The sequence below is a fragment of the Streptomyces sp. NPDC051738 genome (assembly GCF_044453205.1).
GTDB lineage: Bacteria > Actinomycetota > Actinomycetes > Streptomycetales > Streptomycetaceae > Streptomyces.
On the sequence record NZ_JBITCM010000003.1, the window covers coordinates 229,314 to 255,765 of the forward strand.

Sequence of the window (26,452 nt, forward strand, 5' to 3'; positions counted from 1 at the left end):
TGCCCGCAGCCGGGAACGCACCCGATCGCGTGACCTTGCCCAACGGGGGTGCGTGGAGGCGGCATTGGACGATACTCAGGCATGCGGGATGGACAGAGTCCTGAGGACGAGTACGGCGATCGTCGCCGAGTACGACCGCATGGCCACCGCCGGCCTCACCTGGAGAACCCGCTCGTCGAAGGCGAGACCTACTCCCCCACCCTCACCCCGTCCCCGGCCACGGCCCCGCCACTCCGCCTGACAACTCACCCTCAGACAGGAGCGCCACGGACCATGAGCAACCCGCGGTACCCGCAGCAGCCCGATCAGCTGCCCTCGGACTACGAGCTCGACGCATGGCGTGCCGTCCAGCAGTTCAAGGGCCGCCCCCTGTCACGAGCGATGAGACACGCCGGCGAGCAAGTGGCCAGCGGGGTCTCGGAACTCGGCAGGCGTGCCGCGAAGCAACTGGAGAACCACCCACGGGCGAAGTCTGCGCTCTCGCGGGGACAGGAAGTCGTCGCCAAGGGCGCTCAAAAGGTCGGCGCGGGGGCGCGCGGGGCCGCCGACCGCCTCCCGGACTGGAGCGGTACCGCCTTTCAGTCCGTACGGCAGACGGTGGGGCGGGCCTCGCGAGCGGGCCTCTCCGCCAAGCGCGTGGTGGCGCTCCACAAGAAGCGCGGGCATGACGTCGCGTCGCTGTCCGACCTGCGCCGCCTCGACCTCCAGCAGATCGACGCGGTCCGTGGACGGGCGGCGAACCTGTACTACCCAGCCGCCGCCGCGCTCTCGGGAGCCAGTGCGGGGCTGGTGATCTCCGGAGGCCAGCTCGCCATCGCCGCCTCCGCCGGTGCCGCGGCAGCTCCTTCGGGGGGTGCGATCGCGGGCGCATTCGTCGCCGATACCGCGGTCGTCCTCGGACTCGCGTCCCGTGCCGTCGGCCAGGTCTCGCTGTTCTACGGCTACGACCCCGAGGAGCCCGCCGAGAAGCTGTTCGTGATGTCTGTCGTCAACGTCGGGACGGCAAGTTCGGCCTCCGCCAAGAACGCCGCGATGGCCGACATCTCGCGGCTCACCCAAGCACTCTTCCGCGGCAAGACGTGGGAGGTCCTGAACGACGCGGTTGTCACCAAGGTCTCCCAGCAGTTCGCGAAGGCGTTCGGCTTTCGACTCACCAAGAAGGGGCTCGGCAAGGCCGTACCCGCATTCGGGATCGTCGTGGGAGGCACCCTCAACTGGACCACTCTGGAGGGGATCGTCGACGCCGCCGAGGTGGCGTACCGGCGGCGGTTCCTCCTGGAGAAGTACCCGCAACTCGCTGACGAAGAGACAGCCGGATCGTTTCCCGACACCAGCCCGGACGGCCCGGATGCCGCGGACGAAGCCGACGAGGAGATCAGCCTGCTCGACGAGATAGCCGAGGCGGGCGGACCCGACCTCCACTGACCCGGCGTCCCGGCGGCGTACGTGACCACGCGACCGCCGGGACGAACACGGCTCAGGCCCCCGCCGCGAACCCCACGAACCGCGACCACTCCTCACGCCCGACAGCGACAGGCGGACGCGCCACGTCCTTGGAGTCCCGTACGTGGATGGCCTGTTCGGTGACGGCGACCTCCACACTCAAGGCGGCACCCCTCGACGAAGGCACGCTCCCCGAAAACGACCGGCTCATCCAGAACCCGTACCGAGTCCGCTGCCGCAGCCCGGCCGGCCCCCCAGAGCCGAAGGCGGAGACGTCGACCGACCGCCGCCATCATGATCCTCATGACCTGAGCGGTGGATGTGTGGGCGGCCGCAGCCGAGTTCGACCGGGGCACCGTCTCAGAGGTCCAGGCCGCCATCGAGGACGAGCGCAAGCAGGTACTGGACCTGGTGGCCGCGGCCCTGCTGGAACAGTGTGTGGAACTGGTGCGAGACGGGCTGCGACGCGACTATGTACGGCGCCAGAGCCTCGAACCGGTGCGCCGGAGGCGCCTGGACTTCGCGGCCCAGGCCACCCGCCATTGCGGGCAGCTCGACCAACTGCGCATACGCACCTTCGACCGGGAGACCGACATCTGGGACAACCGTGTCCTGGGCATGGTGTCGTGCGGAAGACTCCAGCGACTCCCCCTTCCGCTGGCCCATGCGGATCGGGCGCGGCGCGAGCTGTCCGCCTCGACTCCGGCTGTCAGACCGCGCGCTCGTCCCGTGCCCCGTGCGCGCGGATGATGTCCGCGTACCGATGCCCGGAGCCCTTGATCGTGCGGGCCTGCGTGCCGTAGTCGACATGCACCAGCCCGAACCGCTTGTCGTAGCCATACGCCCACTCGAAGTTGTCCAGCAACGACCAAGCGAAGTACCCCGCCAACGGTGCACCCTTCCGCGCGGCGGACGCGCAGGCGGCCAGGTGCCGGACCAGGTAGTCCTGCCGCTCGGGGTCGTCGACCGTGCCGTCGGGGCGCACGACGTCCCGGTAGGCGGAGCCGTTCTCGGTGACGTACAGCTTGCGGGCGCCGTACTCCTCGGTCAGGCGGAGGAGAAGGGCCTCGATGCCGTTCGCGTCGACCTCCCAGTCCATGCCGGTGCGTGGGACGTCGGGGCGGCGGATGGCGCGGGCGTGCGGGGCGGGGCCCGTGGGGTCGTCGGAGACGGTCGTCGGGAAGTAGTAGTTCAGGCCCAGCCAGTCGAGGGGGGCGGCGATCGTCTCCAAGTCGCCTGGTTGTTCCGGGAGTTCGACGCCGTACAGCTCGCGCATGTCCGTCGGGAAGCCTCGGCCGTGCACCGGGTCCAGCCACCAACGGTTGGTGTGGCCGTCCATGCGGCGGGCTGCGGCGAGGTCCTCGGGGCGGTCGGTCGCCGGGTGGACGGTGGAGAGGTTGGTGACGATGCCGACCTGGGCGTCCGGCGCGGCCGCGCGGATGGCCTGCGTGGCGAGACCGTGGCCGAGGAGGAGGTGGTAGGAGGCTCGGACCGCCGCCGTGAGGTCGGTCAGGCCGGGGGCCATCTTGCCTTCCAGGTGGCCGATCCACGCCGAGCACAAGGGCTCGTTGAGGGTCGTCCAGTGGGTGACGCGGTCTCCGAGGCGTTCGGCGACGACCGAGGCGTACGCCGCGAAGTGCTCGGCGGTCGCCCGCTCGGGCCAGCCGCCCCGGTCCTGGAGCGTCTGCGGCAGGTCCCAGTGATAGAGGGTGACGGACGGGGTGACGCCCGCCGCCAGCAGGCCGTCGATCAACTCGTCATAGAAGGCGAGGCCCTTGGGGTTCGCCGGGCCGTTGCCGTCCGGGACGACCCGCGGCCACGCGATCGACAACCGGTAGGCGTTCGTGCCCAGTTGGCGCATCAGCGCGATGTCCTCGCGCCAGCGGTGGTAGTGGTCGCAGGCGACGTCACCGTGGTCGTCGCCGTCGATCTTGCCCGGCGTGTGCGCGAAGGTGTCCCAGATCGACGGGGAACGGCCGTCCTCCGCCACGGCTCCCTCGATCTGGTACGCCGATGTGGCCGTGCCCCACAGGAAGTCGTGCGGGAGTGCGGCGAGGTCGATGGTCACTGAAGTCCCTTCGCGGACGGGAGAGTCGGTCACTTGACGGCTCCGGCCGTCAGGCCGGCGACCAGGTAGCGCTGGAGGAGGAGGAACCCGGCCACCACGGGCACGCTGACGACCAGGGAGGCGGCCATGATCTGGTTCCAGTACACGTCGTTGAGCGTGGAGTAGCCCTGGAGGCCTACGGCGAGGGTGCGCGTGGTGTCGTTGGTCATCACCGACGCGAACAGCACCTCGCCCCACGCGGTCATGAAGGCGTAGACGGCGACCGCGACGATCCCGGGTATCGCGGCCGGTACGACCACCCGGAACAGCGCGCCGAGCGGGCCGCAGCCGTCCACCAGCGCCGCCTCGTCCAGGTCGCGCGGCACCGAGTCGAAGTACCCGATCAGCATCCAGATCGAGAACGGGAGGGAGAAGGTGAGGTACGTCAGGATCAGGCCGCCGCGCGAGCCGAACAGGGCGATGCCGGTGGCGTTGCCGATGTTGACGTAGATGAGGAACAGCGGGAGGAGGAAGAGGATGCCCGGGAACATCTGCGTGGACAGGACGGTGACCGTGAAGACGCGCTTGCCCCGGAAGGAGTACCTGCTGACGGCGTACGCGGCGAACACCGCGATCACCACCGAGCAGACCGTCGCCGCGCCCGCCACGATCAGCGAGTTCACGAAGTACCTCGCGAGCGGCACCGTCGACCAGATGTCGATGTACGGGCGGATGGTGAGGTCGCTGGGCAGCCAGCGGAACTTCCCCGTGACGTCCGCGAGCGGCTTCAGCGAGCTGGAGACCATCACGTAGACGGGGACCAGCACGAAGCCGGTGAGCAGGGTGAGGAAGATCCGCCGGGACCAGAGGAAGGAACGCGGCGGAGCCATGGGCGAGTTACGCATGGGAGGCACTCCGTCCGCGCGAGGTGAGCACCAGGTACCCGCCCGTGACGACGAGCAGGAAGAGCAGCAGGAGTACGGACATGGCCGAGCCGGTGCCGAAGTTCCAGGTGACGAACGACGCCTGGTAGATGTGGACCGAGATGAGGTCGGCCGCCGCGGGCGCCGCCTTGCCGAACAGGACGTACGGCGTGTTGAAGTCGTTGAACGTCCACAGGAACAGGACGAGCACCAGGACCCGGTTGACCGGGCTCAGTGACGGCAGGGTGATCCGGCGGATCTGCTGCCACATCCCCGCGCCGTCCAGGGCCGCCGCCTCGTACAGCTCCTTCGGGATGTTCTGCAGCCCGGCCATGACGATGAGGAAGGCGAACGGCCAGCCCTTCCACACCGACACCGTCAGCAGCGCGACGAAGCTGTTGTCGCCGATGAGCCAGAAAGAGGGCTTGTCGATGAGGCCTAGCTGGTCGTGCAGGACGTGGTTCACCAGGCCGTTGTCGTGCTGGAACATGAACACCCAGGTGATGACGGCCGTGTAGACCGGCAGCGCGTACGGCACCAGGAACAGGGCGCGCAGCAGGCCCCGGCCGCGGAAGGTGTCCTGCAGGTAGACCGCGGCGGCCGTGCCGATCAGCCAGCACAGGCCGACCGAGAGCAGCGTGAAGGCGACGGTGACCAGGAACGAGTGGAGCAGCGCCTCGCCCACGGGGGCGTTGAAGTCCACCGACATCTTGTAGTTGTCGAGGGCGTTCCAGGGCGCGGTGGTCCAGTCGCGGATGTAGAACTGTGTGAGCTCCTTGAAGCTCATCACGATGCCGATCACCATCGGCACCAGGTGGACCAGGAGTTCGAGGAGCAGCGCGGGCAGGAGCAGCAGGTACGGCAGTCCGATGCGGCGGATCCGCCCGGGGCGGCGGCGGGGGCCGTCCGCCGTCCCGGGCGAGCTCTGACGCGCATCGGTCGCTGCGGGGACCGTGGTCGTCATGGTGCTCACTTCGTCGGCATCTGCTGCTGGGCCTTCTCCAGGGCCGCCTTCACCGAGTCCTCGGTCACCGGGCGGCCGGCGGCCGCATCGGCGAACAGTTCCTTGATGGCCGTACCGACCGTCGTCTCGAACTGGGACTCGTCGGCGACCTGGGGTGCCGCGACCGCGCTCCCCGCGAGGGTGTCCTTGAGGACCGTGTTCGCCGCCGTGTTGAAGGCCTGGTCCGACTGGGCGCCCTTGACCGGCGGGATGGAGCTGTAGGCCTCGTTGAGGGTCTTCTGCTCCGCGTCGCTCGTCATGAATTTCACGAACTTCGTGGCACCGTCGAGGTTGTCGGTGTTCTTGAAGACGGCCAGGTTGATGCCCATGACCATGGAGTTGACGCCGGTACCGGAGCCGGGGGTGCCGGACCGCACGGGCACGGGGGCGATGCCGTAGGCGTCCTCGCTCATGCCCTGCGACTTGAGGTTGGCGGACGCGGACTGCCAGAGCAGCATCGCCGTCTTGCCCTTGGCGAAGTCGCTGACGGACTGGTTCTGCGCGTACTCGGCGTTGCCCGGGGCGATGATCTTGTCCTTGGCCATCAGGTCGACGAACTGCTTGACGCCCGCGACCGCTCCGCCGGAGGTGAAGTCGGGTTTGCCGTCGGCGGTGAAGAAGTCGGCGCCGTGCTGCTTGGCGAAGACGACGGCGTGGTGGATGTTCTCCGACGGGTTCGAACCCTCCGTCCCCAGGCCCCACTTGCCGTCCTGCGACAGCTTCTGGCCGGCGGCTGTGAGCTCGTCCCACGTGGCCGGCGGCTTCTCCATGCCCGCGTCGGCGAACATCTTTTTGTTGTAGTAGAGCGCGTACGCCATCGAGTACAGCGGCACCGCGGCCGGGTCCTGGCCCTGCGCGCCGGTCGAGCCGAGCGCCGACTCGACGAACCGGTCCTTGCCGCCGATCTTGCCGAACTGCTCGGCGTCCCAGGGCAGCAGCGCACCCGTGGCCTGGAGGGAGGCGCTCCAGGTGTTGCCGATGTTGAGGACGTCGGGGCCCTGCCCTGAGGTGGTCGCGGTGAGGATCCGGTTGAGCAGGTCCGACCAGGGCACGACCTCCAGCTTCACCTCGATGCCGGTCTGCTTCTCGAACTTGTCGAGTTCGGGCTGGAGGACCTTCTTGTCGACCTCGATGCTCGCGCCCTGGTTGGACGCCCAGTAGGTGAGGGTCTTCGGCGAGTCGTCGGGCCCGCCGCCCGTCGACGTACCGCCACCGCAGGCCGAGGCGGCCAGGGCGAGGGACATGGTGACGGCGCCTACGGCCGCGGCTCGGATGCTGCGCATGCTCCTGGGTGGCCCTTCCGGGAAGTGCGTCACGGCTTAATTTAGAGCGTGAGTTAAGCCTCAGGAGGCGGATGCGTCAAGGGTTTTGACACGCCTTCCGTGGGGCGGCCCCTCCCGCCTATGGGAGGGGCCGCCAATGGGAGGGGCTGCCTGCGGGAGGAGTCGCCTGCGGAGGACGGCGGGCCCGTTCCTCGACAGGCCCTGTCCGCTCTACCGCAACGCCGTCGCCCTACCGCGTGGCCGTCGTCATCGGCGCCGCTGCCCCTGCCCCTGCCCCTGCCCCTGCCGGCGCCGGTGCGTACCCGGTCGGCCGGGACGTGAAGCTGCCGCGGCCCTGGGTGCGGCTGCGCAACCGCGTCGCATAGCCGAACAGTTCCGCCAGCGGCACGGTCGCCGTGACGATCGCCGCGCCCGCCCGCGTGGTCGAGCCGGTCACCCGACCCCGTCGCGCCGCGAGGTCGCCGAGCACGCCGCCGACCGCGTCCTCGGGCACGGTGACCGTGACCTCGACGACCGGCTCCAGCAGGACCATCGCGCAGGTGCGCAGGGCATCGCGCAGGCCGAGGCGGCCGGCGGTGCGGAAGGCCGTGTCGGAGGAGTCCTTCACGTGGGTCGCCCCGTCGGTGAGGGTGACGCGCAGCCCGGTCACCGGGTGGCCGCCGAGCGGGCCTTCGGCGAGGGCGTCCCGGCAGCCGGCCTCGACGGCACGGACGTACTCCTGCGGAACGCGCCCGCCGACGACGGCCGAGCGGAACTCGAAGCCGGACTCCGTTTCCAGCGGCTCCACGTCCAGGACCACGTGCGCGAACTGCCCTGCCCCGCCGTCCTGTTTGACGTGCCGGAAGACGTAGCCGGAGACCCCGCGGCCGACCGTCTCCCGATAGGACACCCGGGGACGCCCGACGTTGACCTCCAGCCCGCTGTCCCTACGGATCTTCTCCACCGCCACCTCCAGATGCAGTTCACCCATGCCGGACAGCACCGTCTGCCCCGTCTCGGCGTCGGTCCGCACGACCAGCGACGGGTCCTCCTCGGCCAGCCGCCCGAGCGCGGAGGCCAGCCGGTCGGTGTCGGTGGACCTGCGCGCCTCGGCCGCCACGGAGACCACCGGGTCGGCCACACCGGGCGGTTCGAGGACGAGCGGGGCGTCCGGTGCGCACAGGGTGGAGCCCGGACGGGTCGACTTCAGGCCGACCACGGCCACGATGTCCCCGGCGACCGCCCGGTCCACCTGGGCGTGACGGTCGGCCTGGACCCGCAGGATCCGCCCGATCCGCTCGGTGCGCCGCGCGCCGGCGTCGTACACCGTGTCTCCCTTCTCGATCATTCCCGAGTACACCCGCAGGTAGGTCAGCCGCCCGGTCGCGGTGGCGCTCACCTTGAACGCCAGTGCCGCGAACGGAGCCTGCGGATCCGCGGGCCGCTCTTCGTCGACGTCGTCGCGCAGGCCGCGTACGGCCGGCACGTCGAGCGGCGAGGGCAGATAGGCCACGACCGCGTCGAGCAGCGGCTCGATCCCCCGGTTGCGGTAGGCCGAGCCGCACAGCACGACCACGCCGTCGCCCGTGCGCGTCAGGTCGCGCAGGGCGGTGACGAGGGTCTGAGGCGTGACCGTCGACCGCGCGCAGAACTCCTCCAGCGCGCCGGCGTGCAGTTCGGCCACGGCCTCCTCCAGCAGCCGCCGACGCCGCTGCGCCTCCTCGCGGATGTCGTGTGGCACGGGTTCTTCTACGACCGCCTCGGCGCCGTCGGCCCACACCAGTGCCCGCATGCGTACGAGGTCCACGACGCCGCGGAAGCCGTCCTCCGCACCGATGGGCAACTGCACGACCAGCGGCGCCGGATGCAGCCGTTCCCGGATCGAGGCGACCGCTGTGTCGAGGTCGGCCCCGGCACGGTCCAGCTTGTTGACGAACGCGATCCTCGGCACGCCGTGCCGGTCGGCCTGCCGCCACACCGACTCGCTCTGCGGCTCTACGCCCGCGACGGCGTCGAACACCGCGACCGCACCGTCGAGGACACGCAGCGAACGCTCCACCTCGTCGGCGAAGTCGACGTGCCCGGGGGTGTCGATCAGGTTGATCCGGTGACCGTCCCAGGTGCAGCTGACCGCCGCCGCGAAGATGGTGATGCCGCGATCGCGCTCCTGCGGGTCGAAGTCGGTGATGGTGGTGCCGTCGTGGACCTCGCCGCGCTTGTGCGTGGTCCCGGTGGCGTACAGGATCCGCTCGGTGACGGTGGTCTTGCCGGCGTCGACGTGGGCGAGGATGCCGAGGTTGCGGACGACGGCGAGGGGGGTGTTGATGTTGGTGTTGAGATTGGCGTTGAGGTTGGTGCGCACGGCCCTTGGCCTTTCCGATGATCCGGAAGCGGAACGGGTTCAGCGCGATTCCCGGACGGCACCAGCGTGCACGAGGCGCACGCGAGCACGGCCTGTCGTCCCGTCAGAAGGGGGCTACGGCAGGAGGGTTGATGTGCTCGGGCGCGAGGCGCTCTCAGGTGTTCGTCACGGGCATCCGGTACCGGCCGCGCAGCGGGCACCGGGCGGACGAGGACACCAGGATCACCTCGTACCGGCAGAGGGAGACGACGGCAGCGGTGTGATCACACATGGCCCGGTCCCTCCACTCGTCACGACGGACGCGCCGCCGGGTGGTGGACGGCGCGTGATTGCGTGCCGAGTCTAGGGAACCGGGCCTGGTCGAAGCAGCCGGTTTTTTTCTCTTACTCGTCGTCGATGGTGATCGCCGCCGCGGGGCAGACCGCGGCGGCTTCTCGGGTGGCTGACTGCAGGTCGGGGGCGGGGTCCGGTTCGAGGAGGGTGACGATGCCGTCGTCGTCACGCTGGTCGAAGACCTCGGGTGCGATCAGCACACATTGGCCGGCGCCGCAGCAGCGGCCCTGGTCCACCTTGACTTTCACGTCCGTTGCCCTTCTTTCTCGCCGGGGAGCCGTCACCACCGCACGGGTACCGTCCGCAGTCCGCCGATGAGGAGTCCCTCCACACGCAGCAACTCATCGACGGATACGGCCAGTTGAAGAGTCGGCAGCTTGCGGAGGAGGACTTCGAGGGTGACCTGCAGTTCGGTGCGGGCCAGGCTCTGCCCCAGGCACGAGTGCGGTCCGACGCCGAACGTCAGATGCGGGTTCGGGGACCGGGACAGCACCATGTCGTCCGCGTCGGCGAAGACCTGCTCGTCCCGGTTGGCGGACGGCATGCTGCACACGACGGTCGTGCCGCTGGGCAGCACCTCGCCGTCGATCTCGACGTCCTCGGTGAGATAACGCCGCAGGCCGAAGCCGAGGTTGGCGTCGAAGCGCAGCGCCTCGTCGACCGCGGTGCGCACCAGGGTGGGGTCGGCGAGCAGCCGCTCCCAGCGGGTCCGGTCGGCGAGCAGCATCGCGATCATCTTGCCGATCATGTTCGCGGTGGTCTCGTGCCCGGCGACCAGCAGGCCCATGGCGGTGCCGAGCAGTTCGTCGTCGGTGAGCCCCTGGCCCTCCTCCTCGCTCTCCCTGATCACCATGCTGATCAGGTCGTCGCCCGGCTCGGCGCGCGTCGCCGCGATGTGCGCGGACATGTACTCGGCGTACTCGGTGTAGGCCACCCGGGTCTGGTCGCCGGAGTAGCGGCTCACGTTGAGGAAGGCGTCGGACCAGTGCGAGAAGCGGTCCCGGTCCCCGGCGGGGACGCCCAGGATGTCGCAGATGACGTAGACGGGCAGCGGGAACCCGAGCCCTGCCTTGAGGTCGGCGGGCTGTCCGCCGCGGACCATGTCGTCGACGAGGCTCTCGGCGGTCCGCACCATGCCCGGGCGCAGCGCCGTCATGCGCCTGGCGGTGAAGTACTTGCCCACCTGTCGCCGCCACTTGAGGTGCGGTTCCCCGCGGTCGGGCAGGGCCAGGGTGGTGCTGCCGTCGGCGGCGGGACCTCCCGCTCCCTCGGGGGCGATCCGGGCGGCGCCGTCCTCGGCGGTCGGGCGGACGAAGCGGGCATCGGACAGCAGGGCTTTGACGTGGTCGTAGCGGGTCAGGTAGGTCGCCTTGTCACCGCTGGGGAGTTCGACGGTGGTCACCGGGCACTGGCGGCGCAGCTGCTCCCATTCGGCCGGCGGCTCCAAAGGATTGTCGCTGGGGAGTGGCAGCCGGAGAAGGTCGTTCTCGCGCATCTTGCATCACCTTGCGTGGGGGGGGCGGCGGGAGGTGGGTGAGCGACGCGGAAGCGTTCACAGCACGGCACGTTACGCACGTTGTGCATCATGCATCAAGAGTGCATGATGCAATTTTCATGTATGGCGCAATCTCACCGTAGGGTGGGGCCTCAGGGGCCTAGGGGACCTCGGGACCTGGGGATTTGGACCTGGGGATTGGGCACTTGGGGACTTGGCCTTCGCGGCCAGGAAGGAGACCGGCGTGGACGCCCGAGAAGCCGCGGAGCGTATCGAGCAGGAACTGCTGATCCTGACCCGCCACAAGGAGATGAGGGCGCCCCGGGGCCCACGCGGCGGGGACCCGCTGGACCAGAGCGCCTACGTGCTCCTCAACAGGATCGAGGCCCAGGGCCCGATGTCCATCCCGGACTTCGTCGAGGCCTTCGGACTCGCCGCGTCCACGTTCACCCGCCAGACCTCTGCCCTGTTGCGCAACGGGCTGGTGGAGCGCGCGCTCGACCCGGCCGGCGGCGTGGCGCGCAAGTTCCGCATCACCGAGGAGGGCGTCAGGTTGCTGTCGGAGCAGCGGGAGGGAATCGTCACCGGCCTGTCCACGGTCGTGGCCGACTGGACGCCCGACCGTCTGGACCGGTTCATCGCCGACCTACGGCAGTTCAACGCCGACATCGAACGCATCACCGGCCGCCCCTGGCCGAGGAACGCGGAGGACACGGGCGGCACGGACGACGCGGGCGAGGCGGGCGAGGCGGGCGAGGCGGGCCACGATGACCGTTCCGCAGTCGGCGCGGTCACGGCCGACCGCGACTGACGACGCCCCCCGGCAGGGACGTCAGCAGATCTGGCCCCGGTCGGCCGCGGTGGCGTGCAGCAGATCCCGCACCAGGTCGATCTTCCCGGGTGTGCGGAAACGCAGGCACCCCTTGCCCATGTCCTGTCCGGCCAGCCGCTCCTGGAAGGCGTCACGGACATCGCCGCGCATCAGATAGAAGGAGATGTACTGCTTCTGGCTCGCGAACGCGATCTCGGCCGTACCGTCGCGCTGGTAGGTCGGCATGCCGTACGCCATCTCCTCGCTGAAGCCGCGCAGCTCCGCGCGGCACAGCTCCCGCAGCCTCGTCAGGGCCGCCCTGCGTTCGTCCGGCACCTCGGCCAGATAGGCGTCGACATCGTCCGCCGTGCTGTGCACCATGCTGTGAGGCTAAGCGGCGGCCATCATGCCGATCAATCCTTCGAGGTGGCGTCGGTGGCCGGGCGGAGTCGGACAGCTGTGGAGCGATTCCTCAACTGACGGCCGGCTCAGCCACCGGCCAGCTCGCCCAGGAGCTTCCAGGTGCGCCGCCGGTCGGCCTCACCGCCCAGGTCCGTCGTAGAGAACACCACCTCCGTCGCCCCGGCCTCCCGGTACCGCCGCACCTCGGCGGCGACGGCCTCCTCGTCGCCGATCACGGCCAGGTCGGCGGCCCGAGTACCGCCGGAGAGCCCGATGACCCGCTGGTAGGAGGGGAACCGCTCGTAGAACGCGAGCGCCTCGGTCGCGCTCTCCCGCACTGCCTCGGCGTGGGCGGTGACCACGCCGGGTACGAACGCCACGATGCGCGGCGCCGGCCGGCCCGCCGCCTCCGCCGCGGCGGTGACGGCCGGGACGATGTGCTCTGCGAGCGCACGCGGGCCGGCCAGGTACGGAAGGATGCCGTCCGCGAGTTCGCCGGAGACGCGCAGCGCCTGCGGTCCCATGGCCGCGACGAGGATCGGCACCGGCGGTTCGGCGCCCGGCACCGCCGCCGACAGTGGTGTGGTGGCGGTCAGCAGCTCTCCGTGGAAATCGGCACTGCCTGTTTCGACGAGTTGGCGCAGGGCGCTGAGGAACTCCCGGAGCAGGCGGATGGGGCGCTCGTACGGGATGCCGAAGCCGGCCTCCGTCAGCTGCCTGGTGCCGAGGGCGAGCCCAAGGTGGTAGTGGCCTGCGGTGGCCGCCTGGGCGGTTTGGGCCTGGCTGGAGACGAGCAGCGGATGACGGCCGAAGATGGGGATGGCGGCTGTCCCGACGTGCAGCCCGGGCACTTCGCGGCCGGTGATCGCGGCCAGCGAGGGAGAGTCGTAGGCGAAGGTCTGCCCGAACCACACGGAACGTAATCCGGCCTCATGGGCCTCCCGCGCGAGCTGCACCGTGGCGTCGAGACGGCTCTGGAGATTGAGCGCTACTCCGATAGTCATACCTCGGGCAACCGGCGTGCTGGCGAACGTCATTCCGGCTCGCGTATGACAAGTTCATGGCCGCCTCGTAACAGGGTCCGCTAGCGTCAGCGCGTCCGCGAGGAGTGACCCCGGCGGCGCCATTCCGCCGCCAGGAGTTCATACGAACGGACCCGGTCGTTGTGGTCGTGGGTGATGGTCGTGATGAGCAACTCGTCGGCGCCGGTGGCCTCCTGGAGTTGTTCCAGACGGTCGGCGACCAGCCCCGGTGAGCCGGCGAACTGGGTGTCGAGGCGGTCCCTCACCAGCTCCTGGTCCTCGTCGGTCCAGGGGTGGGCGCGTGCCTCCTCGGGTGTCGGGTACTCGATGGCGCCCTCGGCAGTGCGGATGCTGCGCACCCATGGGCCGTAGCCCGCCGCGAGTTCCCGGGCCGTCTCGTCGTCGTCGGCGACCACGACATCGGCCGAGACGCTGACGTAGGGCTTGTCGAGGACGTCGGAGGGCTGGAAGGAGGACCGGTAGCCGTCCACCGCTTCCAGAACGGTGGCCGGGCTGACGTGGTAGTTCGCGGCGAACCGCAGTCCCCGCGCGCCGGCCACCTCGGCGCTCACGCCGCCGCTGCTGCCCAGGATCCACACCTCGACATCGGCTCCCTCGCCCGGCACGGCGCGCGCCTCGATGCCCTCCGGGGAGCGGTAGGTGCCGGCCAGCAGCGCGAGGATGTCGTCGATCTGCTCGGCGTAGTCCTGCGACTCGGCGCCGGGCAGCAGGAGCAGCCTGCGTTGAAGGGCGATCCGGGGTGAGCCGAGGAGTCGTTCGAAGGAGAAGCGGGGCGGGATCGGCAGGCCGTTCGGGGCCCGGCCGTCGACGACCGGCGTGGCCGTCGGTGGTGGGGCGGCCGGCTGTCCCGGGGGTCGGCCGCCCGAGCGGCCCAGGCCGAGGTCGAGGCGGCCCGGGTGCAGGGCGTCTACCAGGCCGAACTCCTCGACCGTGCTCAGCGCAGTGCGGTGGCCGAGCTGTACGGCGCCGGAGCCGAGCCGGATCGTGGAGGTGGCGGACGCCGTCAGTGCGAGCACGACCGCAGGGGACGTGCCCGCGACGCCCGGGTTGAGGTGGTGCTCGGCGAACCAGTAGCGGGCGTAGCCGAAGCGCTCGGTCTGCCGGGCGAGGTCGATGGAGTTGCGCAGGGCGTCGGCGGCTGTCGAGCCGGACGGGATCGGCACCAGGTCGAGGACGCCGAGGGGTACGTCAGGCATGGGCGGGCTCCTCTGTGGCGGGCAGGACCGGTCCCCAGGGGAAGGGCGGGTCAGGGATCTCGCGGCGCAGTACGGGGGCGGCCTCGGACTGGAACAGCTCAAGGGAGTCGCGGTGCTGAGTGTCCGTCAGCCCGCCTGCGTCCGCGTGCAGATGGAGCACGGTGTGCCCGAACTGCTCGTGGTAACGATGCACCTTGTCGATGACCTGCTGTGGACTGCCGATCAGGGCGGAGCTGCGCTCGACGAAGTCCTCCAGGGTCTCGAAGACCACGGGCAGACCGAACCGCTTCTGGAACGCCAGGTTCGCCTCGAAGATCGGCCGGTACACGTTGAGGGCGTCCTGGGAGGTGCGGGTCACCAGGAGCCCGGCCGTGCCGGCACCGACCGCGAGGGCGGCCGGGTCGTGGCCGTAGTGCTCCCAGCGCTCGCGGTAGTAGCGGATCAACTCGGCGTACGGCTCTATGGGGTTGGTGACGTTCGCCGAGAACAGCGGGTCGCCGTAGCGGGCGGCCAGGTCCACCGACTCCTTGCTGGTGGCGCTGCCGTGCCAGACCCGGACGGGCTGCTGGTAGGGCCGCGGCCACACCTCGGCGTCGGTCAGTGCCGGCCGGAAGCGGGTCTTGGCCGTGACCTTGTCCTGCCGCCAGATCTGCCGGAACACCTCGTAGCTCTCGGCGTTGCGGTCCCACTGGTCCTCGGGGGTGACATGGAAGAGCTCGCGCTGGGCGGCGCCGTTGCCCTTACCGATGATCAACTCCAGACGGCCCTCGGAGAGATGGTCGAGGGTGGCGTAGTCCTCGTAGGCCCGCACCGGGTCCAGGAGGCTGAGCGTCGTCACGGCGGTGAACAGCCGGATGCGCCGGGTCAGTGCCGCGAGGTGGCTGAGGACGACGGTCGGTGAGGAGGAGATGAACGGCCGCTCGTGCCGCTCCCCCACGCCGAAGCCGTCGAAGCCCAGTTCCTCGGCGAGCAGCGCATTGTCGATCACCTCGCGGAAGCGGTCGTGGGTCGGCTTCTGCTCTCCGGTGACCGGATCCGGGCGGTGCACGATCAGGGTGATGGCGAGGAACTTCACGACGCCGCCCGCTGTTCACCCGCTACGTCGTCCGGGTGGGCCAGGCCGAGTTGGTGCCGCAGGGTCGGGCCCTCGTACTCGGTGCGGAAGACGCCCTGTTCCTGGAGCAGCGGGACGACCTTGTCGGCGAACTCGTCGAGGCCGCCGGGCGTGATGTGCGGGACGAGGATGAAGCCGTCGGCGGCGTCGGTCTGCACGAACTCGTTGATGGTGCGGGCGATCGTCTCCGCCGAACCGATGAAGTTCTGCCGGTTGCCGGACTCGATGACCAGGTCGCGGATCGACCAGTTGTTGGCGGCGGCGAGCTCGCGCCACTCGCGGGCGGTGGCCAACGGGTCGCGGTACATGCGGACCTGGGCGCGGCCCTTGGAGATGTGGTTGTCGCTGACGTCCGGGTCGATGTCGGGGAGCGGCCCGTCCGGGTCGTAGGAGGACAGGTCCCGGTTCCAGACGAGCTCCAGGTGCTTGAGGGCGGTGGCGCCGCTGACCTGCTGGCGGCGCACCAGTTTGGCCAGCTCCTCCGCCTCGGCGTCGGTGTCGGTGTCGGCGAGTGTGAAGGTGGCGGCGGGCAGGATCAGCAACTGGTCGTCGCGGCGGCCGTACTTGGCGAGGCGCTTCTTGACGTCGGTGTAGAAGGCCCGGCCCGCTTCGAGAGTGGCGTGCCGGCTGAAGATCGCGTCGGCTTCGGAGGCGGCGAACTCTCGGCCCTCGTCGGAGTCGCCGGCCTGGAAGATCACCGGGCGGCCCTGGGGGGAGCGCGGGACGTTGAAGCGGCCGTGGATGTCGAAGTGTCGGCCGGAGTGGACGAAGGCCCCGGCCTTCGCGTCCCGCAGGAAGGCACCGGTCTCCTGGTCGGCGAGGATCTCGTCGCCGTGCCAGGAGTCGAAGAGTTCGTTCGCCGTGGCCAGGAACTCCTTGGCTCGGGAGTAGCGCTCCTCCTGCGGCAGGAATCCGCCGCGGCGGAAGTTCTCGCCGGTGAAGGCGTCCCAGGAGGTGACCACGTTCCAGGCGGAGCGGCCGCCGGAGAGGTGGTCGAGGCTGGCGAACTGGCGGGCGACCTCGTAGGGCTCGTTGAAGGTGGAGTTGATGGTGCCGGTCAGTCCGAGGTGTTCGGTGACGGCGGCGAGCGCGGCGAGGACGGTGAAGGTGTCAGGGCGGCCGACGACGTCCAGGTCGTAGATCTCCCAGCCCTGTTCTCGGAGTCTGAGCCCCTCGGCGAGGAACAGGAAGTCGAACTTGGCGCGTTCGGCGGTCTGCGCGAAATGCACGAAGGAGCTGAACTCGACGTGGCTGCCGGCCCGGGGGTCGCTCCAGACGGTGGTGTTGTTGACGCCGGGGAAGTGCGCGGCCAGGTGGATCTGCTTCAGCGGCTTGCTCATGGTCGTGGAAATCCCTCCGGCTCAGGCGGTCGCGGCGTAGCGGTTGGCGGGGCGAGCCAGGCCCAGCAGCCCGCGCAGGGTGTCGGCTTCGTAGGCGCTGCGGAAGACACCTCGGCGCTGGAGTTCGGGGACCAGGCCCCGGGTGATCGCCGGGAGGTCGTGCCCGGCCACGGCGGGGCGCAACCGGAAGCCCGTCAGCCCGGCGCTCTGCAGTTCCTGGAGCAGGTCGGCGAGTTGGGAGGGAGTGCCGGTGAAGATCGGGGCGTCACTCGTGTACGGCTGTCCCGCGAGCGCGTCGAGCCGTTCCCGGCGGGCGGTCGCGGCGGCCGGGTCGTCGTCGAGGAAGACCACCAGGTCGCCGAAGACGTGCAGGGTCTCGGCGGCTCGCCCTGCCGCGTTCTGCTCGGCACGGATCTGGGCGACGATGGCGCGGGCTTCGTCGGCGTCGTGCGGGGTGACATAGCCGACGTCGGCGGTGCGGGCCACGAGCCGGTAGGGAATGGTGTCGTGGGCGAGGGCGCTGACGATCGGCTGGCCCTGTGGCGGCCGAGGCGTGATGGAGGGGCCCTTGACGCTGAAGTGTCTGCCCTCGAAGTCGATGTAGTGCAGTTTGTCGCGGTCGATGAAGCGGCCGGTGGCGCCGTCCCTGATCTCGGCGCCGTCCTCCCAGCTGTCCCAGAGTCGGCGCACCGCCTCGACGTGGTCGGCGGCCTCGTCGAAGAGGTCGGTCACCACCTCCTGGGCGGCCGGGCTGTCGTAGGCCTCGATGCGGGGGACGGTGCGTCGGCCGAAGTGCGCTGCTTCGTTCGGGCGGGCGGTGATCTGAACGCGCAGGCCGGCGCGGCCGGTGCTGACGTAGTCGAGGGTGGCGATGGCCTTGGAGATGTGGAAGGGCTCCGTGTGGGTGGCCACCACGGTCGGTACGACACCTATGTGCCGGGTCAGCGGGGCGACGCGGGAGGCGATGAGGACGGCGTCGAGACGGCCGCGTACCTGGTCGGTGCGCTCGTCCGGGTCCAGCCAGTGGGAGGACTGCGGACCGAGACCGTCCTCGATGGTCACGAAGTCGAGCAGGCCGCGCTCTGCCTCCGCGACCAGATCGGCCCAGTAGCCCGCGGTGAGCAGGTCCCGGGGGCGGGCCACCGGCTCGCGCCAGGAGGCGGGATGCCAGCCCGTGCCGTCCAGGGCGACGGCAAGGTGCAGGAGAGAAGGGGTAGTTGAGGACACGAGTCGGTGCCTTCCTGAAGATCCTTACGAGATCGCCGGCCTCGCGCAGGAGTGGGCACGGCGATGGCGAGAGCAGCGGGACTGGTCCCCCCGGCCGAAGGCTCTGGGGGGGGGAGGGTCAGGGGCGACAGAGAGCGCCGGCGACGCGCTGCAGATCTATGTGCGGGCGGGAGTGGAGGCGGACGACTCGGCGCGGGTTCAGGGCACAGGGGTGGGGCAGCTGTCGCATGTGCCGAACCCCCGTCCGTCGCGCCGTAGTACACATCCCGTCATGAGTCACAACGCCCCGGCTCCGCGCTGTGTTCCCGGCGTGCGCACCTGGAAGATTCTTGTGCGGCGGCGCGGGGTGAAGCCGATCGACTCGTACAGTCGGATCGCCTGTGTGTTGGTCTCGGAGGCGTGCAGCAGCGGGGTGTCCCCGCGTTCACGGATGCCTGCGGCGACCGCGCGCACCAGCCGGGTGGCCAGCCCCCGGCCGCGGTACGCCGGGTCGGTGCACACGGCGCTGATCTCCGTCCAGCCGGGCAGCCGCAGCCGCTCACCGGCCATCGCGATCAGCCGCCCCTGGTGCCGGATGCCGAGGTAGGTGCCGAGTTCGACCGTCCGCGTCAGGAAGGGTCCCGGTCTGGCGCGGGCGACCAGGTCCAGGATCTCCGGTACGTCGTCGGGTCCGAGCCGCACCGCCTCCGGCGCGGGTTCGGCACGCAGCGCGGTGTCGACCAGTTGGACGCCCCGTCCGCCACCGACGACTTCCCATCCGGCCGGCACCCCCTCGACTCCCTTGACGCGTACGACGGTTGCGGGTCCCGCGAGGGTGTGCAGATCTGCCCAGGCGCCAGGATCCGCCGGATCGGCGACGGCGGCGAACGCGTAGACGTCGGCCGGATAGCGGGCGGCTCGGCCCACCCGTTCGGCGAAGTGGGCGTGCGGGCCGGCCAGTGCGGACCAGACCGCGTTGTCCAGGAGGGTCGTGCTCGGGTGGACCAGGTCTTCGCCACCACGAACGTCGATCGGAGGTGCCACGGAGACGGAGTCCTTGTCCTTATGGGTCGACGATGGTCCGGGGCCGGGATTCTGCTGTGGAGGTCACTCCACCATGTCTAGCAGACAGTTGAGGGATTGATCATTGCAGCTGCATAAACTTCCGCTCGGCGAGGTGAGTCGACCGTAGGAGTGATCGTCTCGGATTCCGGAGGCGCGTTGACGCCTCTGATCCGCCCGTGCTTGCATCGTCCGCATGCCGCGCCAGACGCTCACCTGCCGCCGCTGCGTCGACCTGGTACGTGTCGCAGCCGCGCTCTGTCGCGCCGTCTCTCGCTGATCGCCCGTCACTTCGTGGGCTGATCGCCTGCCGATCCGTACGCTGCTCCGTGCGCTGATCCGTCCGCCGATGCGTGCGCTGATCGCCGGTACGACGTGCGTTGATTTGGCCCTCCGACGTTGAGTCGGTCTCCGATCCAGGAGACGGTCGCGCCGGTCGTTGTGTGCGAAATCTTCGGGTCTCAGGCCGAGTTCCCGAATCCCACGTCCCCACCCGGGTGCGCCGACGGCGCCCGTGCCCGCTCTTTCCCGCTGCCAGAGCGAGGAGACATCCATGCCCGTACCCGCACCCGTGCGGTCAGGCGGTCCGGCGACCCTCGAACTCCGCGGTGTGTCCCGGACCTTCGGACGCGGGGCAGCCGCACAGGCCGTCCTCGCCGGCATCGATCTCAAGCTGGCGGCCGGTGAGACCGTCGCCGTCCTCGGCCCCTCCGGTTCCGGAAAGTCCACGCTGCTGCGCCTCGTCGCCGGGCTGGACACGCCCACCGCCGGAACCGTCCTTGTCGACGGCGAGCCGGTCCGCGACATGGACCGGCGGGCGGCCGTGGTGTTCCAGGACGCACGCCTCATGGCCTGGCGCACCCTCGCCTCCAACGTGGCCTTCGGACTGCCCGCCGGGATGCCGCGTGCCGAGCGGCGGGCCGAAGTGGCGCGCTGGCTGGGCATGGTGGGCCTGGACGGTTTCGGGCGGGCACCGGCCCAGTCAGGTCTCCGGCGGCATGGCCCAGCGCGCCGCACTGGCCCGCGCTCTGGTCCGCAGACCGGGCGTCCTCCTCCTCGACGAACCGTTCGCGGCGCTGGACGCCCTGACCCGACTGCGCATGCAGGATCTCCTCGACGAGGTCCGCACCGCCGCTCCCACCACCGTCCTCCTCGTCACCCACGACGTCGACGAAGCAATTCAACTCGCCGACCGCATCGTCCTGTTGAGCTCCGGACCCGCCGCGTCCATCACTGCCGACCTCGATGTGCCGGTGCCCCGCCCGCGCGAACGCGGCGATCTCGAACTGGCACCGCTGCGCGCCGATCTGCTGCACCGCCTGGGCGTCAGCCGCACCCCTGCCACCTCAGCTGCCCCTGTCGCCTCTGCCGTCCCTGCCGTCCCACACAAGGAGCCCCTCCGATGAACCGCCGCACCTTCGCCGCCGCTCTTGTCTCCGGGCTGTTGCTCCTGACCACGGCCGCGTGCGCCGAGGGCGAGGACTCGTCGGGCAACGCGGGGACGGGCGCCGGGGCAGCAGCGAGCGGCGCCACCGAACTCCGCCTCGACTGGGCGTACTACAACCCGCAGAGCCTCGTCCTCAAGGACAAGGGCTGGCTTCAGGACGCTCTCAAGGCGAAGGGCCTCGACAACGTCGAGGTGACCTGGACTCAGTCCCTGGGCAGCAACAAGGCCAACGAGAACCTGCGCGCCGACGCCATCGACTTCGGCTCCACCGCCGGCACCCCGGCGCTGCTGGCCCGCGCCAACGGGACACCGCTCAAGACCGTCGACGTCTACAGCCAGCCCGAATGGTCATCCCTCGTCGTCGCCAAGGGCTCGAAGCTGGACTCGGTCGAGGACCTCAAGGGCAAGAAGGTCGCCGTCACCAAGGGCACCGACCCCTACTTCTTCCTCCTGCAGGCCCTCAAGGCGAACGGCCTGACGGCCAGGGACGTCACCGTCGTCAACCTCCAGCACGGCGACGGCAAGACCGCACTGGAACGGGGCGACGTCGACGCGTGGGCGGGCCTCGACCCGTACCTCTCCCAGAGCCAGATCGACAACGGCTCCCGGCTCATCTACCGCAACCTCGACTTCAACTCCTACGGTTTCCTCAACGTCTCCGAGAAGTTCCTCGCCGCGCGTCCCGACCTGGTGCAGATCGTCGTCGACGGTTACGAGAAGGCGCGCACCTGGATCGAGAAGAACCCGGAAGCCGCCGAGAAGATCCTCGCCGACACCGCGAAGATCGAACCCGCCGTCGCCGCACGGCAGCTGACCGAACGCACCCGCGTCGACATCTCGCCCGTACCCGGCGCCGCCCAGACCAAGGTGCTCGAACGGATCGCGCCCCTGCTGGTGTCGGAGAACCTGGTCGCGGACGCGACGGATGTCGACGAGGCCCTCGACACCCTCTACGCCCCCGAGTTCGCCCGCAAGGCCGCCGCGTCGTGAGTGCTGTCGTGAGCGGTGTCGCCGCCGTCGTCCGCTCGCGCTGGGGCCGCACCGCGCTGCGCACGGCCGCAGGTCTGCTTCTGCCGACGGCGCTCCTGGTCGCCTGGCAGCTGGCCGCGACGTCCGGCGCCTTCTCGCGCAGCCAGCTCCCTCCGCCCGAGGCCGTACTGGACGCCGCCCACGCCCTTCTCGACCGCGGCGAGCTCCAGCACCACATCGCCATCAGTGTGCAACGCGTGCTGATCGGCTTCGCCGTGGGTGCCTTGTGCGGGCTGCTCCTGGGCGGCCTGGTGGGTCTGTCCCGGGCCGCTCGGGCCGTCCTCGCCCCGACCGTTCAGGCGATACGCGCCGTGCCTTCGCTGGCCTGGGTCCCGCTGCTCCTGCTGTGGCTCGGCATCGGCGAGACACCGAAGATCACGCTCGTCGCGATCGGCGCCTTCTTCCCCGTGTACACGACGGTTTCGTCGGGCCTAGACCACGTCGACCCGCGCCTGCGGGAACTCGGTCGCGCCTACGGCAGGCACGGCCCCGCCCTCCTCGCCGAGGTGCTGATCCCGGCCGCGGCGCCCGCTGTGCTGTCGGGGCTGCGGCTCGGGCTCGCGCAAGGCTGGCTGTTCGTCGTCGCGGCGGAACTCATCGCCTCCTCGATGGGGCTGGGCTTCCTGCTCATCGACAGCCAGAACACCGGCCGCACGGACATCCTGCTGCTCGCGATCGTCCTGCTGGCCCTCCTCGGCAAGGCGAGCGACGCACTGCTGGGGGTCGCGGAACGCTACGTCGTACGCCGGTGGAGCTAGGAGCCACCGAAAGCCCGGGGCGTGTCCCCGCCGCGTTTGCCCCAGAAACAGCTTGTGCGAGCCGAGGCTTCGCTCGACTCGCACAGATGGGGAATCTGATGTGTATGTGTGTCCGAGGGGGGACTTGAACCCCCACGCCCGATAAAGGGCACTAGCACCTCAAGCTAGCGCGTCTGCCATTCCGCCACCCGGACTAGGTGTCTGTCGCCTTACCGGGGGTGTTCCCCGTGGCGACATGGACAACAATACCAAGGTTTCGGAGTGCCTTTCACCTGCATATCCGCCCGTCGAACGGCCGACGCGAGGCCAGAGACCAGGCGGCCTGAAGGGCTTCACCTCGCGTGATCCACCGGTCACGCACGGGTGAGGTCGACGGGTCACGCACAGGTGAGATCGACGGGTCACTCAGGGGTGAGATCGACCGGTGGCGCCCACAGGGGGCGGGCGCCACGGCCGGTCTCGTCACGGCATGAGGTGGTACTCCGGGAAGTTCCCGGGCAACCGCTCCCCCACCGGCCCCTGAGTGACCGCGCGCACCAGCAGTTCACCGCCGACGAACGCCCCTCGCCAGGACGCGCCGAACCCGCCGAACAGCTCGTCGCGGTCACCGCGGGAGCGCGCCTTGCCGTGACCGACCTTGAACGCGCGGATCTGCGGCGCCAGGCGGTCGTACGTCGCCCGGTCGTCCGTGGACAGCGTGGCGACCAGCGCGCCGTTGGACGCGTTCATCGCCGCCAGCAGCTCCGCCTCCGTGTCGACCAGGACGATCGTGTCGACCGGACCGAACGGCTCTGCGTGGTGGAGCGGGGAGGACGGCGGCGGGTTCAGCAAGGTGACCGGCTGGACGTACGCCGAAGTGTCCTGGCCGGGCAGGAAGCGGGCGTCGGACAGCCGGGCCCGGTGCAGCGGGACGGCGCCGCGGTCGATCGCCTCGGCGACCTGGTCCTGCAGCTCCTTGGCCTTGGCCGCGTTGATCACCGGCCCGAAGTCCAGCTTCGGGTAGGGATCGTCCCGTTTCTCGACCGCCAGGGGGTGGCCGACCTTCAGCGTGCGCACCGCCGGGAGGTACGCCCCGAGGAACTCGTCGAACAGCTCGCGCTGGACGACGAAGCGCGGGTAGGCCGTGCAGCGTTGTTTGCCGTAGTCGAAGAGCTTCGGGATGACCGCCGTGAGCGCGTCCCAGTCCGTGTAGTTCCAGATGCCCCAGGTGTTGAGTCCTTCCTGTTCGAGTACGTGTCGTTTGCCGAGGTCGGCGACTGCCGTGGCCACCGCGGCGCCGGTGTCGCGACCGCCGACGAAGGAGACGCAGCCGATCTCGGGCGCCCGCACCAGCGCCTGGGACAGCTCGCCTCCGCTGCCGCTGACGAGGGTGACGGGAATCCCCTCACGGGCGGCGAGCGCCGAGGCCAGGGTCAGACAGGCGACACCGCCGTCGGTCGGGGTCTTGGCGATGACCGCGTTGCCTGCGAGTGCTTGTACCAACACTGCGTGAACGAGCACGCTCATCGGGTAGTTCCAGCTCGCGATGTTGGATACGGGACCGTCCAGCGGAGCCCGTCCGTCGACCATCGGCTCGATGCCGTCGACGTACCAGCGCACTCCGTCGATGGCCCGGTCGACGTCCGCCTGGGCGAGCCGCCAGGGCTTGCCGATCTCCCAGACGAGAAGCAGGGCGAGCAACTCCCGGTGCTGGGTCAGGGCGTCGAGGGTGGCCGCGACACGGGCTCGGCGTTCGTCCAGGGGGATGTGCCGCCACGCGCGGTGCTGGTCGAGCGAGGCACGTACGGCCTGGTGGGCGGTGGCCCCGTCCAGGCGCGGCGGGCCGGCGATCGGGCTGCCGTCGACGGGGCTGGTGGCGGGCAGCGCACGGCCGTCCGCCTGCCAGCTGGAGTTCCAGAGGTTGAGGACACGGTCGTCCCGGAAGGCCTCGGGAGCGACCGCGAGGCAGCGCTCCCAGGCTTCGGACCAGGAGGTGCCGGATTTGACGGTGAGGGTGGTTGCCATGGAGGACTCCGCTCTCGGTGCACACTCGGGGGCGGTTGTGGATGGCTACGGCGGACACCGGCGAAGCCCGGTCCCGCCTGAAAGTGACCTCGCGTGGACTATGCGTGATGTCACGCCCTTGCGCTGAGGCGATCCAGCACCAGGCGGGCGGTCTCGGTGGGGGTGCCGCCGACCTGCACACCTACGGCCTCCAGCGCCTCCTTCTTCGCCGCCGCCGTACCGGACGAGCCGGACACGATCGCTCCCGCGTGCCCCATCGTCTTGCCCTCAGGTGCGGTGAACCCGGCGATGTAGCCGACGACCGGCTTGGTGACGTGGTCGCGGATGTACGCGGCTGCGCGTTCCTCGGCGTCGCCGCCGATCTCCCCGATGAGGACGATCAGTTCGGTGTCAGGGTCGTCCTGGAAGGCGGCGAGGCAGTCGATGTGGGTCGTGCCGACGACCGGGTCGCCGCCGATGCCGACGCAGGTCGAGAAGCCGATGTCACGCAGCTCGTACATCAGTTGGTAGGTGAGCGTGCCGGACTTGGAGACCAGGCCGATGCGGCCGGGCTTGGTGATGTCGGGCGGGATGATGCCCGCGTTGGACTGGCCGGGGGTGATCAGGCCGGGGCAGTTGGGGCCGATGATGCGGGTGCCGCGCGCCTTCGCGTACGTGGTGAAGGTGACGGAGTCGTGGACGGGGATGCCCTCCGTGATCACGACGGCGAGTCCGATGCCGGCGTCGGCGGCCTCGACGACGGCCGCCTTGGCGAAGGCGGGCGGCACGAAGACGACGGTCACGTCGGCGCCGGTCGCGCGCATGCCGTCGGCGACCGAGCCGAAGACGGGGACGGCACGGTCGTCGAAGTCGACGGTGCGGCCCGCCTTGCGCGGGTTGACGCCGCCGACGACGTTCGTGCCGGCGGCGAGCATGCGCCGGGTGTGCTTCATGCCCTCGCCGCCGGTCATGCCCTGGACGAGAACCTTGCTCTCCTTGGTGAGGTAGATGGCCATGTCGTCATGTCTCCTCAGGCTGGGACGGCTCAGGCCGTGGTGGCGAGTCGGGCGGCCCGGAGCGCGGCGCCGTCCATGGTGGTGGCCTGCTGGACCAGGGGGTGGGCACGGTCGTCGAGGACGGCGCGACCGCGGGCGGCGTTGTTGCCGTCGAGGCGTACGACGAGCGGCTTGGTCAACTGGACGGTGTCCAGGGCCTGCACGATGCCGTCGGCGACCGCGTCGCACGCGGTGATACCGCCGAAGACATTGACGAAGACGGACTTCACGGCCGGGTCGGAGAGGATGACGGACAGGCCGTCGGCCATGATCTGGGCCGACGCGCCGCCGCCGATGTCGAGGAAGTTGGCGGGGCGGGCGCCGCAGCCCGCAACCACGTCGAGGGTCGACATGACGAGGCCGGCGCCGTTGCCGATGATGCCTACCTCGCCGTCGAGCTTGACGTAGTTGAGGCCCTTGGCCGCAGCCGCCGCCTCCAGCGCGTCGTCGTGCTCCACGTCGTCGGCGCCCCAACGTGCCTGGCGGAAGCGGGCGTTGTCGTCGAGGGTGACCTTGCCGTCGAGGGCGAGGATCTGCCCCTGTGCGGTGCGTACGAGCGGGTTCACCTCGACGAGGAGGGCGTCCTCGCGGACCAGCACCTCCCAGAGTCGTACGAGGACGTCGACGGTCTGCGGCGGCAGTCCCGCCGCGTCGGCGATCTCGCCCGCTTTCGCGGAGGTGACGCCCTCCGCCGGGTCGATGAGGATACGGGCCACGGCCTCGGGCCGGCTGGCGGCGACCTCCTCGATCTCCATGCCGCCCTCGGCCGAGGCGATGGCGATGAAGTCGCCCGCCGCCCGGTCGAGCACATAGGACACATAGAACTCGGTCTCGATGTCCACGGGTTGGGCCAGCATCACTTTGCCGACCGTGTGGCCCTTGATGTCCATGCCGAGGATCTGGCGGGCCGTGATCTCGGCGGCGGCCGGGTCGGCGGCGAGCTTCACACCGCCCGCCTTCCCGCGACCGCCGGTCTTCACCTGCGCCTTGACCACGACCCGGCCGCCGAGCCGACGTGCGATCTCGCGGGCTTCCTTGGGTGAGTCCGTCACCTCTGCCCGCGGCACCAAGATGCCGTGTTCCTCGAAGAGTTCCCTTGCCTGGTGTTCGTACAGGTCCATTCCGGCTCCTGACTCAA

The 26,452-nt window shown here is 70.1% G+C and carries 25 protein-coding genes, 1 tRNA gene and 1 pseudogene; 7 read left to right on the forward strand and 20 right to left on the reverse strand.

Annotated elements, in window-relative coordinates:
• Window positions 1-273: 273 nt before the first annotated feature.
• Window positions 274-1,425: an EcsC family protein gene (locus ACIA8X_RS08880; RefSeq protein ID WP_393444783.1), complete on the forward strand. Its 1,152-nt coding sequence runs from the start codon at window positions 274-276 to the stop codon at window positions 1,423-1,425.
• A gap of 52 nt (window positions 1,426-1,477) precedes the next feature.
• On the opposite strand, the gene ACIA8X_RS08885 is transcribed toward ACIA8X_RS08880, so the two are convergent.
• Window positions 1,478-1,654, reverse strand: a complete 177-nt coding sequence (locus ACIA8X_RS08885) for a DUF397 domain-containing protein (protein ID WP_393444785.1) — start codon at window positions 1,652-1,654, stop codon at window positions 1,478-1,480.
• A 104-nt stretch (window positions 1,655-1,758) separates the two neighbouring features.
• On the opposite strand from ACIA8X_RS08885, the gene ACIA8X_RS08890 reads away from it, so the two are divergent.
• Window positions 1,759-2,193: a hypothetical protein gene (locus tag ACIA8X_RS08890; RefSeq protein WP_393444787.1), complete on the forward strand. Its 435-nt coding sequence runs from the start codon at window positions 1,759-1,761 to the stop codon at window positions 2,191-2,193.
• Here the strand turns inward: ACIA8X_RS08890 and ACIA8X_RS08895 are convergent.
• The 7 genes from ACIA8X_RS08895 to ACIA8X_RS08925 all read right to left on the reverse strand — a co-directional run bounded on the left by ACIA8X_RS08895 (window position 2,153) and on the right by ACIA8X_RS08925 (window position 10,868).
• On the reverse strand, window positions 2,153-3,511 hold the full coding sequence (locus ACIA8X_RS08895; protein ID WP_393444789.1) for a GH1 family beta-glucosidase: 1,359 nt from the start codon (window positions 3,509-3,511) through the stop codon (window positions 2,153-2,155). The genes ACIA8X_RS08890 and ACIA8X_RS08895 overlap by 41 nt on opposite strands.
• Before the next feature lie 29 nt (window positions 3,512-3,540).
• Window positions 3,541-4,380 (reverse strand): carbohydrate ABC transporter permease, encoded by an 840-nt coding sequence (locus ACIA8X_RS08900; RefSeq protein ID WP_393445481.1) that lies wholly within the window; start codon window positions 4,378-4,380, stop codon window positions 3,541-3,543.
• A 7-nt stretch (window positions 4,381-4,387) separates the two neighbouring features.
• A complete protein-coding gene (locus ACIA8X_RS08905) occupies window positions 4,388-5,377 on the reverse strand; it encodes a carbohydrate ABC transporter permease (RefSeq protein ID WP_393444791.1) in 990 nt (329 codons plus the stop codon).
• A 5-nt stretch (window positions 5,378-5,382) separates the two neighbouring features.
• Window positions 5,383-6,699 (reverse strand): ABC transporter substrate-binding protein, encoded by a 1,317-nt coding sequence (locus ACIA8X_RS08910; RefSeq protein ID WP_393444793.1) that lies wholly within the window; start codon window positions 6,697-6,699, stop codon window positions 5,383-5,385.
• A gap of 229 nt (window positions 6,700-6,928) precedes the next feature.
• Window positions 6,929-9,040, reverse strand: a complete 2,112-nt coding sequence (fusA, locus tag ACIA8X_RS08915) for an elongation factor G (protein ID WP_399458082.1) — start codon at window positions 9,038-9,040, stop codon at window positions 6,929-6,931.
• A 383-nt stretch (window positions 9,041-9,423) separates the two neighbouring features.
• Window positions 9,424-9,621: a ferredoxin gene (locus tag ACIA8X_RS08920; RefSeq protein WP_393444797.1), complete on the reverse strand. Its 198-nt coding sequence runs from the start codon at window positions 9,619-9,621 to the stop codon at window positions 9,424-9,426.
• Between the two features lie 32 nt (window positions 9,622-9,653).
• A complete protein-coding gene (locus ACIA8X_RS08925; protein WP_399458083.1) occupies window positions 9,654-10,868 on the reverse strand; it encodes a cytochrome P450 in 1,215 nt (404 codons plus the stop codon).
• A 244-nt stretch (window positions 10,869-11,112) separates the two neighbouring features.
• Here ACIA8X_RS08925 and ACIA8X_RS08930 point away from each other — a divergent pair, with 244 nt between their 5' ends.
• Window positions 11,113-11,679, forward strand: coding sequence for a MarR family winged helix-turn-helix transcriptional regulator (locus ACIA8X_RS08930; protein ID WP_393444802.1), 567 nt, complete (start codon window positions 11,113-11,115; stop codon window positions 11,677-11,679).
• A gap of 21 nt (window positions 11,680-11,700) precedes the next feature.
• On the opposite strand, the gene ACIA8X_RS08935 is transcribed toward ACIA8X_RS08930, so the two are convergent.
• The 8 genes from ACIA8X_RS08935 to ACIA8X_RS08970 all read right to left on the reverse strand — a co-directional run bounded on the left by ACIA8X_RS08935 (window position 11,701) and on the right by ACIA8X_RS08970 (window position 19,024).
• Window positions 11,701-12,060 carry an iron chaperone gene (locus ACIA8X_RS08935; RefSeq protein ID WP_393444804.1) on the reverse strand — a complete coding sequence of 120 codons (360 nt, stop codon included), beginning with the start codon at window positions 12,058-12,060 and terminating at the stop codon, window positions 11,701-11,703.
• A gap of 107 nt (window positions 12,061-12,167) precedes the next feature.
• Entirely contained in the window at window positions 12,168-13,085 is a 918-nt protein-coding gene (locus ACIA8X_RS08940; RefSeq protein ID WP_399458084.1) for a TIGR03564 family F420-dependent LLM class oxidoreductase, read from the reverse strand.
• Between the two features lie 86 nt (window positions 13,086-13,171).
• Window positions 13,172-14,320 (reverse strand): LLM class flavin-dependent oxidoreductase, encoded by a 1,149-nt coding sequence (locus ACIA8X_RS08945; RefSeq protein WP_399458085.1) that lies wholly within the window; start codon window positions 14,318-14,320, stop codon window positions 13,172-13,174.
• Window positions 14,313-15,395, reverse strand: coding sequence for an LLM class flavin-dependent oxidoreductase (locus ACIA8X_RS08950; RefSeq protein WP_393444810.1), 1,083 nt, complete (start codon window positions 15,393-15,395; stop codon window positions 14,313-14,315). The genes ACIA8X_RS08945 and ACIA8X_RS08950 overlap by 8 nt, the downstream gene beginning before the upstream one ends.
• Window positions 15,392-16,774 (reverse strand): NtaA/DmoA family FMN-dependent monooxygenase, encoded by a 1,383-nt coding sequence (locus ACIA8X_RS08955; RefSeq protein WP_399458086.1) that lies wholly within the window; start codon window positions 16,772-16,774, stop codon window positions 15,392-15,394. The genes ACIA8X_RS08950 and ACIA8X_RS08955 overlap by 4 nt, the downstream gene beginning before the upstream one ends.
• A gap of 21 nt (window positions 16,775-16,795) precedes the next feature.
• Window positions 16,796-18,001, reverse strand: a complete 1,206-nt coding sequence (locus ACIA8X_RS08960) for an LLM class flavin-dependent oxidoreductase (RefSeq protein WP_399458087.1) — start codon at window positions 17,999-18,001, stop codon at window positions 16,796-16,798.
• Between the two features lie 118 nt (window positions 18,002-18,119).
• Window positions 18,120-18,266 (reverse strand): putative leader peptide, encoded by a 147-nt coding sequence (locus tag ACIA8X_RS08965; protein ID WP_393444816.1) that lies wholly within the window; start codon window positions 18,264-18,266, stop codon window positions 18,120-18,122.
• An 11-nt stretch (window positions 18,267-18,277) separates the two neighbouring features.
• Entirely contained in the window at window positions 18,278-19,024 is a 747-nt protein-coding gene (locus tag ACIA8X_RS08970; RefSeq protein ID WP_393444818.1) for a GNAT family N-acetyltransferase, read from the reverse strand.
• A 571-nt stretch (window positions 19,025-19,595) separates the two neighbouring features.
• On the opposite strand from ACIA8X_RS08970, the pseudogene ACIA8X_RS08975 reads away from it, so the two are divergent.
• From ACIA8X_RS08975 to ACIA8X_RS08990, 4 genes and pseudogenes are all read left to right on the forward strand, one after another.
• A pseudogene (locus ACIA8X_RS08975) lies at window positions 19,596-19,949 on the forward strand (ATP-binding cassette domain-containing protein); the annotation flags it as partial.
• 91 nt (window positions 19,950-20,040) lie between these two features.
• Window positions 20,041-20,448, forward strand: coding sequence for a hypothetical protein (locus ACIA8X_RS08980; protein ID WP_393445483.1), 408 nt, complete (start codon window positions 20,041-20,043; stop codon window positions 20,446-20,448).
• Window positions 20,445-21,479 carry an aliphatic sulfonate ABC transporter substrate-binding protein gene (locus tag ACIA8X_RS08985; RefSeq protein WP_393445485.1) on the forward strand — a complete coding sequence of 345 codons (1,035 nt, stop codon included), beginning with the start codon at window positions 20,445-20,447 and terminating at the stop codon, window positions 21,477-21,479. Before ACIA8X_RS08980 ends, ACIA8X_RS08985 begins: the two co-directional genes overlap by 4 nt.
• The gene (locus tag ACIA8X_RS08990) at window positions 21,476-22,276 is read left to right on the forward strand and encodes an ABC transporter permease (protein ID WP_393444820.1); all 801 of its coding nucleotides are present in this window, start codon (window positions 21,476-21,478) and stop codon (window positions 22,274-22,276) included. Before ACIA8X_RS08985 ends, ACIA8X_RS08990 begins: the two co-directional genes overlap by 4 nt.
• Before the next feature lie 109 nt (window positions 22,277-22,385).
• Here the strand turns inward: ACIA8X_RS08990 and ACIA8X_RS08995 are convergent.
• The 4 genes from ACIA8X_RS08995 to sucC all read right to left on the reverse strand — a co-directional run bounded on the left by ACIA8X_RS08995 (window position 22,386) and on the right by sucC (window position 26,435).
• A tRNA-Leu gene (locus ACIA8X_RS08995) sits at window positions 22,386-22,470 on the reverse strand.
• Between the two features lie 268 nt (window positions 22,471-22,738).
• Window positions 22,739-24,280, reverse strand: coding sequence for an aldehyde dehydrogenase family protein (locus ACIA8X_RS09000; RefSeq protein WP_393444822.1), 1,542 nt, complete (start codon window positions 24,278-24,280; stop codon window positions 22,739-22,741).
• A 110-nt stretch (window positions 24,281-24,390) separates the two neighbouring features.
• On the reverse strand, window positions 24,391-25,275 hold the full coding sequence (gene sucD / locus ACIA8X_RS09005; RefSeq protein ID WP_393444825.1) for a succinate--CoA ligase subunit alpha: 885 nt from the start codon (window positions 25,273-25,275) through the stop codon (window positions 24,391-24,393).
• Between the two features lie 29 nt (window positions 25,276-25,304).
• Window positions 25,305-26,435 (reverse strand): ADP-forming succinate--CoA ligase subunit beta, encoded by a 1,131-nt coding sequence (sucC, locus tag ACIA8X_RS09010; RefSeq protein WP_393444828.1) that lies wholly within the window; start codon window positions 26,433-26,435, stop codon window positions 25,305-25,307.
• Between the last annotated feature and the right edge of the window lie 17 nt (window positions 26,436-26,452).

What these genes read in the sequence shown, in the direction of transcription:
- ACIA8X_RS09000 (WP_393444822.1), bottom strand. Translation starts at nt 24,280, where the DNA reads ATGGCAACCACCCTCACCGTCAAATCCGGCACCTCCTGGTCCGAAGCC.
- ACIA8X_RS08985 (WP_393445485.1), top strand. Translation starts at nt 20,445, where the DNA reads ATGAACCGCCGCACCTTCGCCGCCGCTCTTGTCTCCGGGCTGTTGCTC.
- ACIA8X_RS08900 (WP_393445481.1), bottom strand. Translation starts at nt 4,380, where the DNA reads ATGGCTCCGCCGCGTTCCTTCCTCTGGTCCCGGCGGATCTTCCTCACC.
- ACIA8X_RS08935 (WP_393444804.1), bottom strand. Translation starts at nt 12,060, where the DNA reads ATGGTGCACAGCACGGCGGACGATGTCGACGCCTATCTGGCCGAGGTG.
- ACIA8X_RS08940 (WP_399458084.1), bottom strand. Translation starts at nt 13,085, where the DNA reads ATGACTATCGGAGTAGCGCTCAATCTCCAGAGCCGTCTCGACGCCACG.
- ACIA8X_RS08925 (WP_399458083.1), bottom strand. Translation starts at nt 10,868, where the DNA reads ATGCGCGAGAACGACCTTCTCCGGCTGCCACTCCCCAGCGACAATCCT.
- ACIA8X_RS08880 (WP_393444783.1), top strand. Translation starts at nt 274, where the DNA reads ATGAGCAACCCGCGGTACCCGCAGCAGCCCGATCAGCTGCCCTCGGAC.
- ACIA8X_RS08910 (WP_393444793.1), bottom strand. Translation starts at nt 6,699, where the DNA reads ATGCGCAGCATCCGAGCCGCGGCCGTAGGCGCCGTCACCATGTCCCTC.
- ACIA8X_RS08980 (WP_393445483.1), top strand. Translation starts at nt 20,041, where the DNA reads ATGGCCCAGCGCGCCGCACTGGCCCGCGCTCTGGTCCGCAGACCGGGC.
- ACIA8X_RS08955 (WP_399458086.1), bottom strand. Translation starts at nt 16,774, where the DNA reads ATGAGCAAGCCGCTGAAGCAGATCCACCTGGCCGCGCACTTCCCCGGC.
- sucD (WP_393444825.1), bottom strand. Translation starts at nt 25,275, where the DNA reads ATGGCCATCTACCTCACCAAGGAGAGCAAGGTTCTCGTCCAGGGCATG.
- ACIA8X_RS08965 (WP_393444816.1), bottom strand. Translation starts at nt 18,266, where the DNA reads ATGTGTACTACGGCGCGACGGACGGGGGTTCGGCACATGCGACAGCTG.
- ACIA8X_RS08885 (WP_393444785.1), bottom strand. Translation starts at nt 1,654, where the DNA reads ATGAGCCGGTCGTTTTCGGGGAGCGTGCCTTCGTCGAGGGGTGCCGCC.
- ACIA8X_RS08905 (WP_393444791.1), bottom strand. Translation starts at nt 5,377, where the DNA reads ATGACGACCACGGTCCCCGCAGCGACCGATGCGCGTCAGAGCTCGCCC.
- ACIA8X_RS08945 (WP_399458085.1), bottom strand. Translation starts at nt 14,320, where the DNA reads ATGCCTGACGTACCCCTCGGCGTCCTCGACCTGGTGCCGATCCCGTCC.
- sucC (WP_393444828.1), bottom strand. Translation starts at nt 26,435, where the DNA reads ATGGACCTGTACGAACACCAGGCAAGGGAACTCTTCGAGGAACACGGC.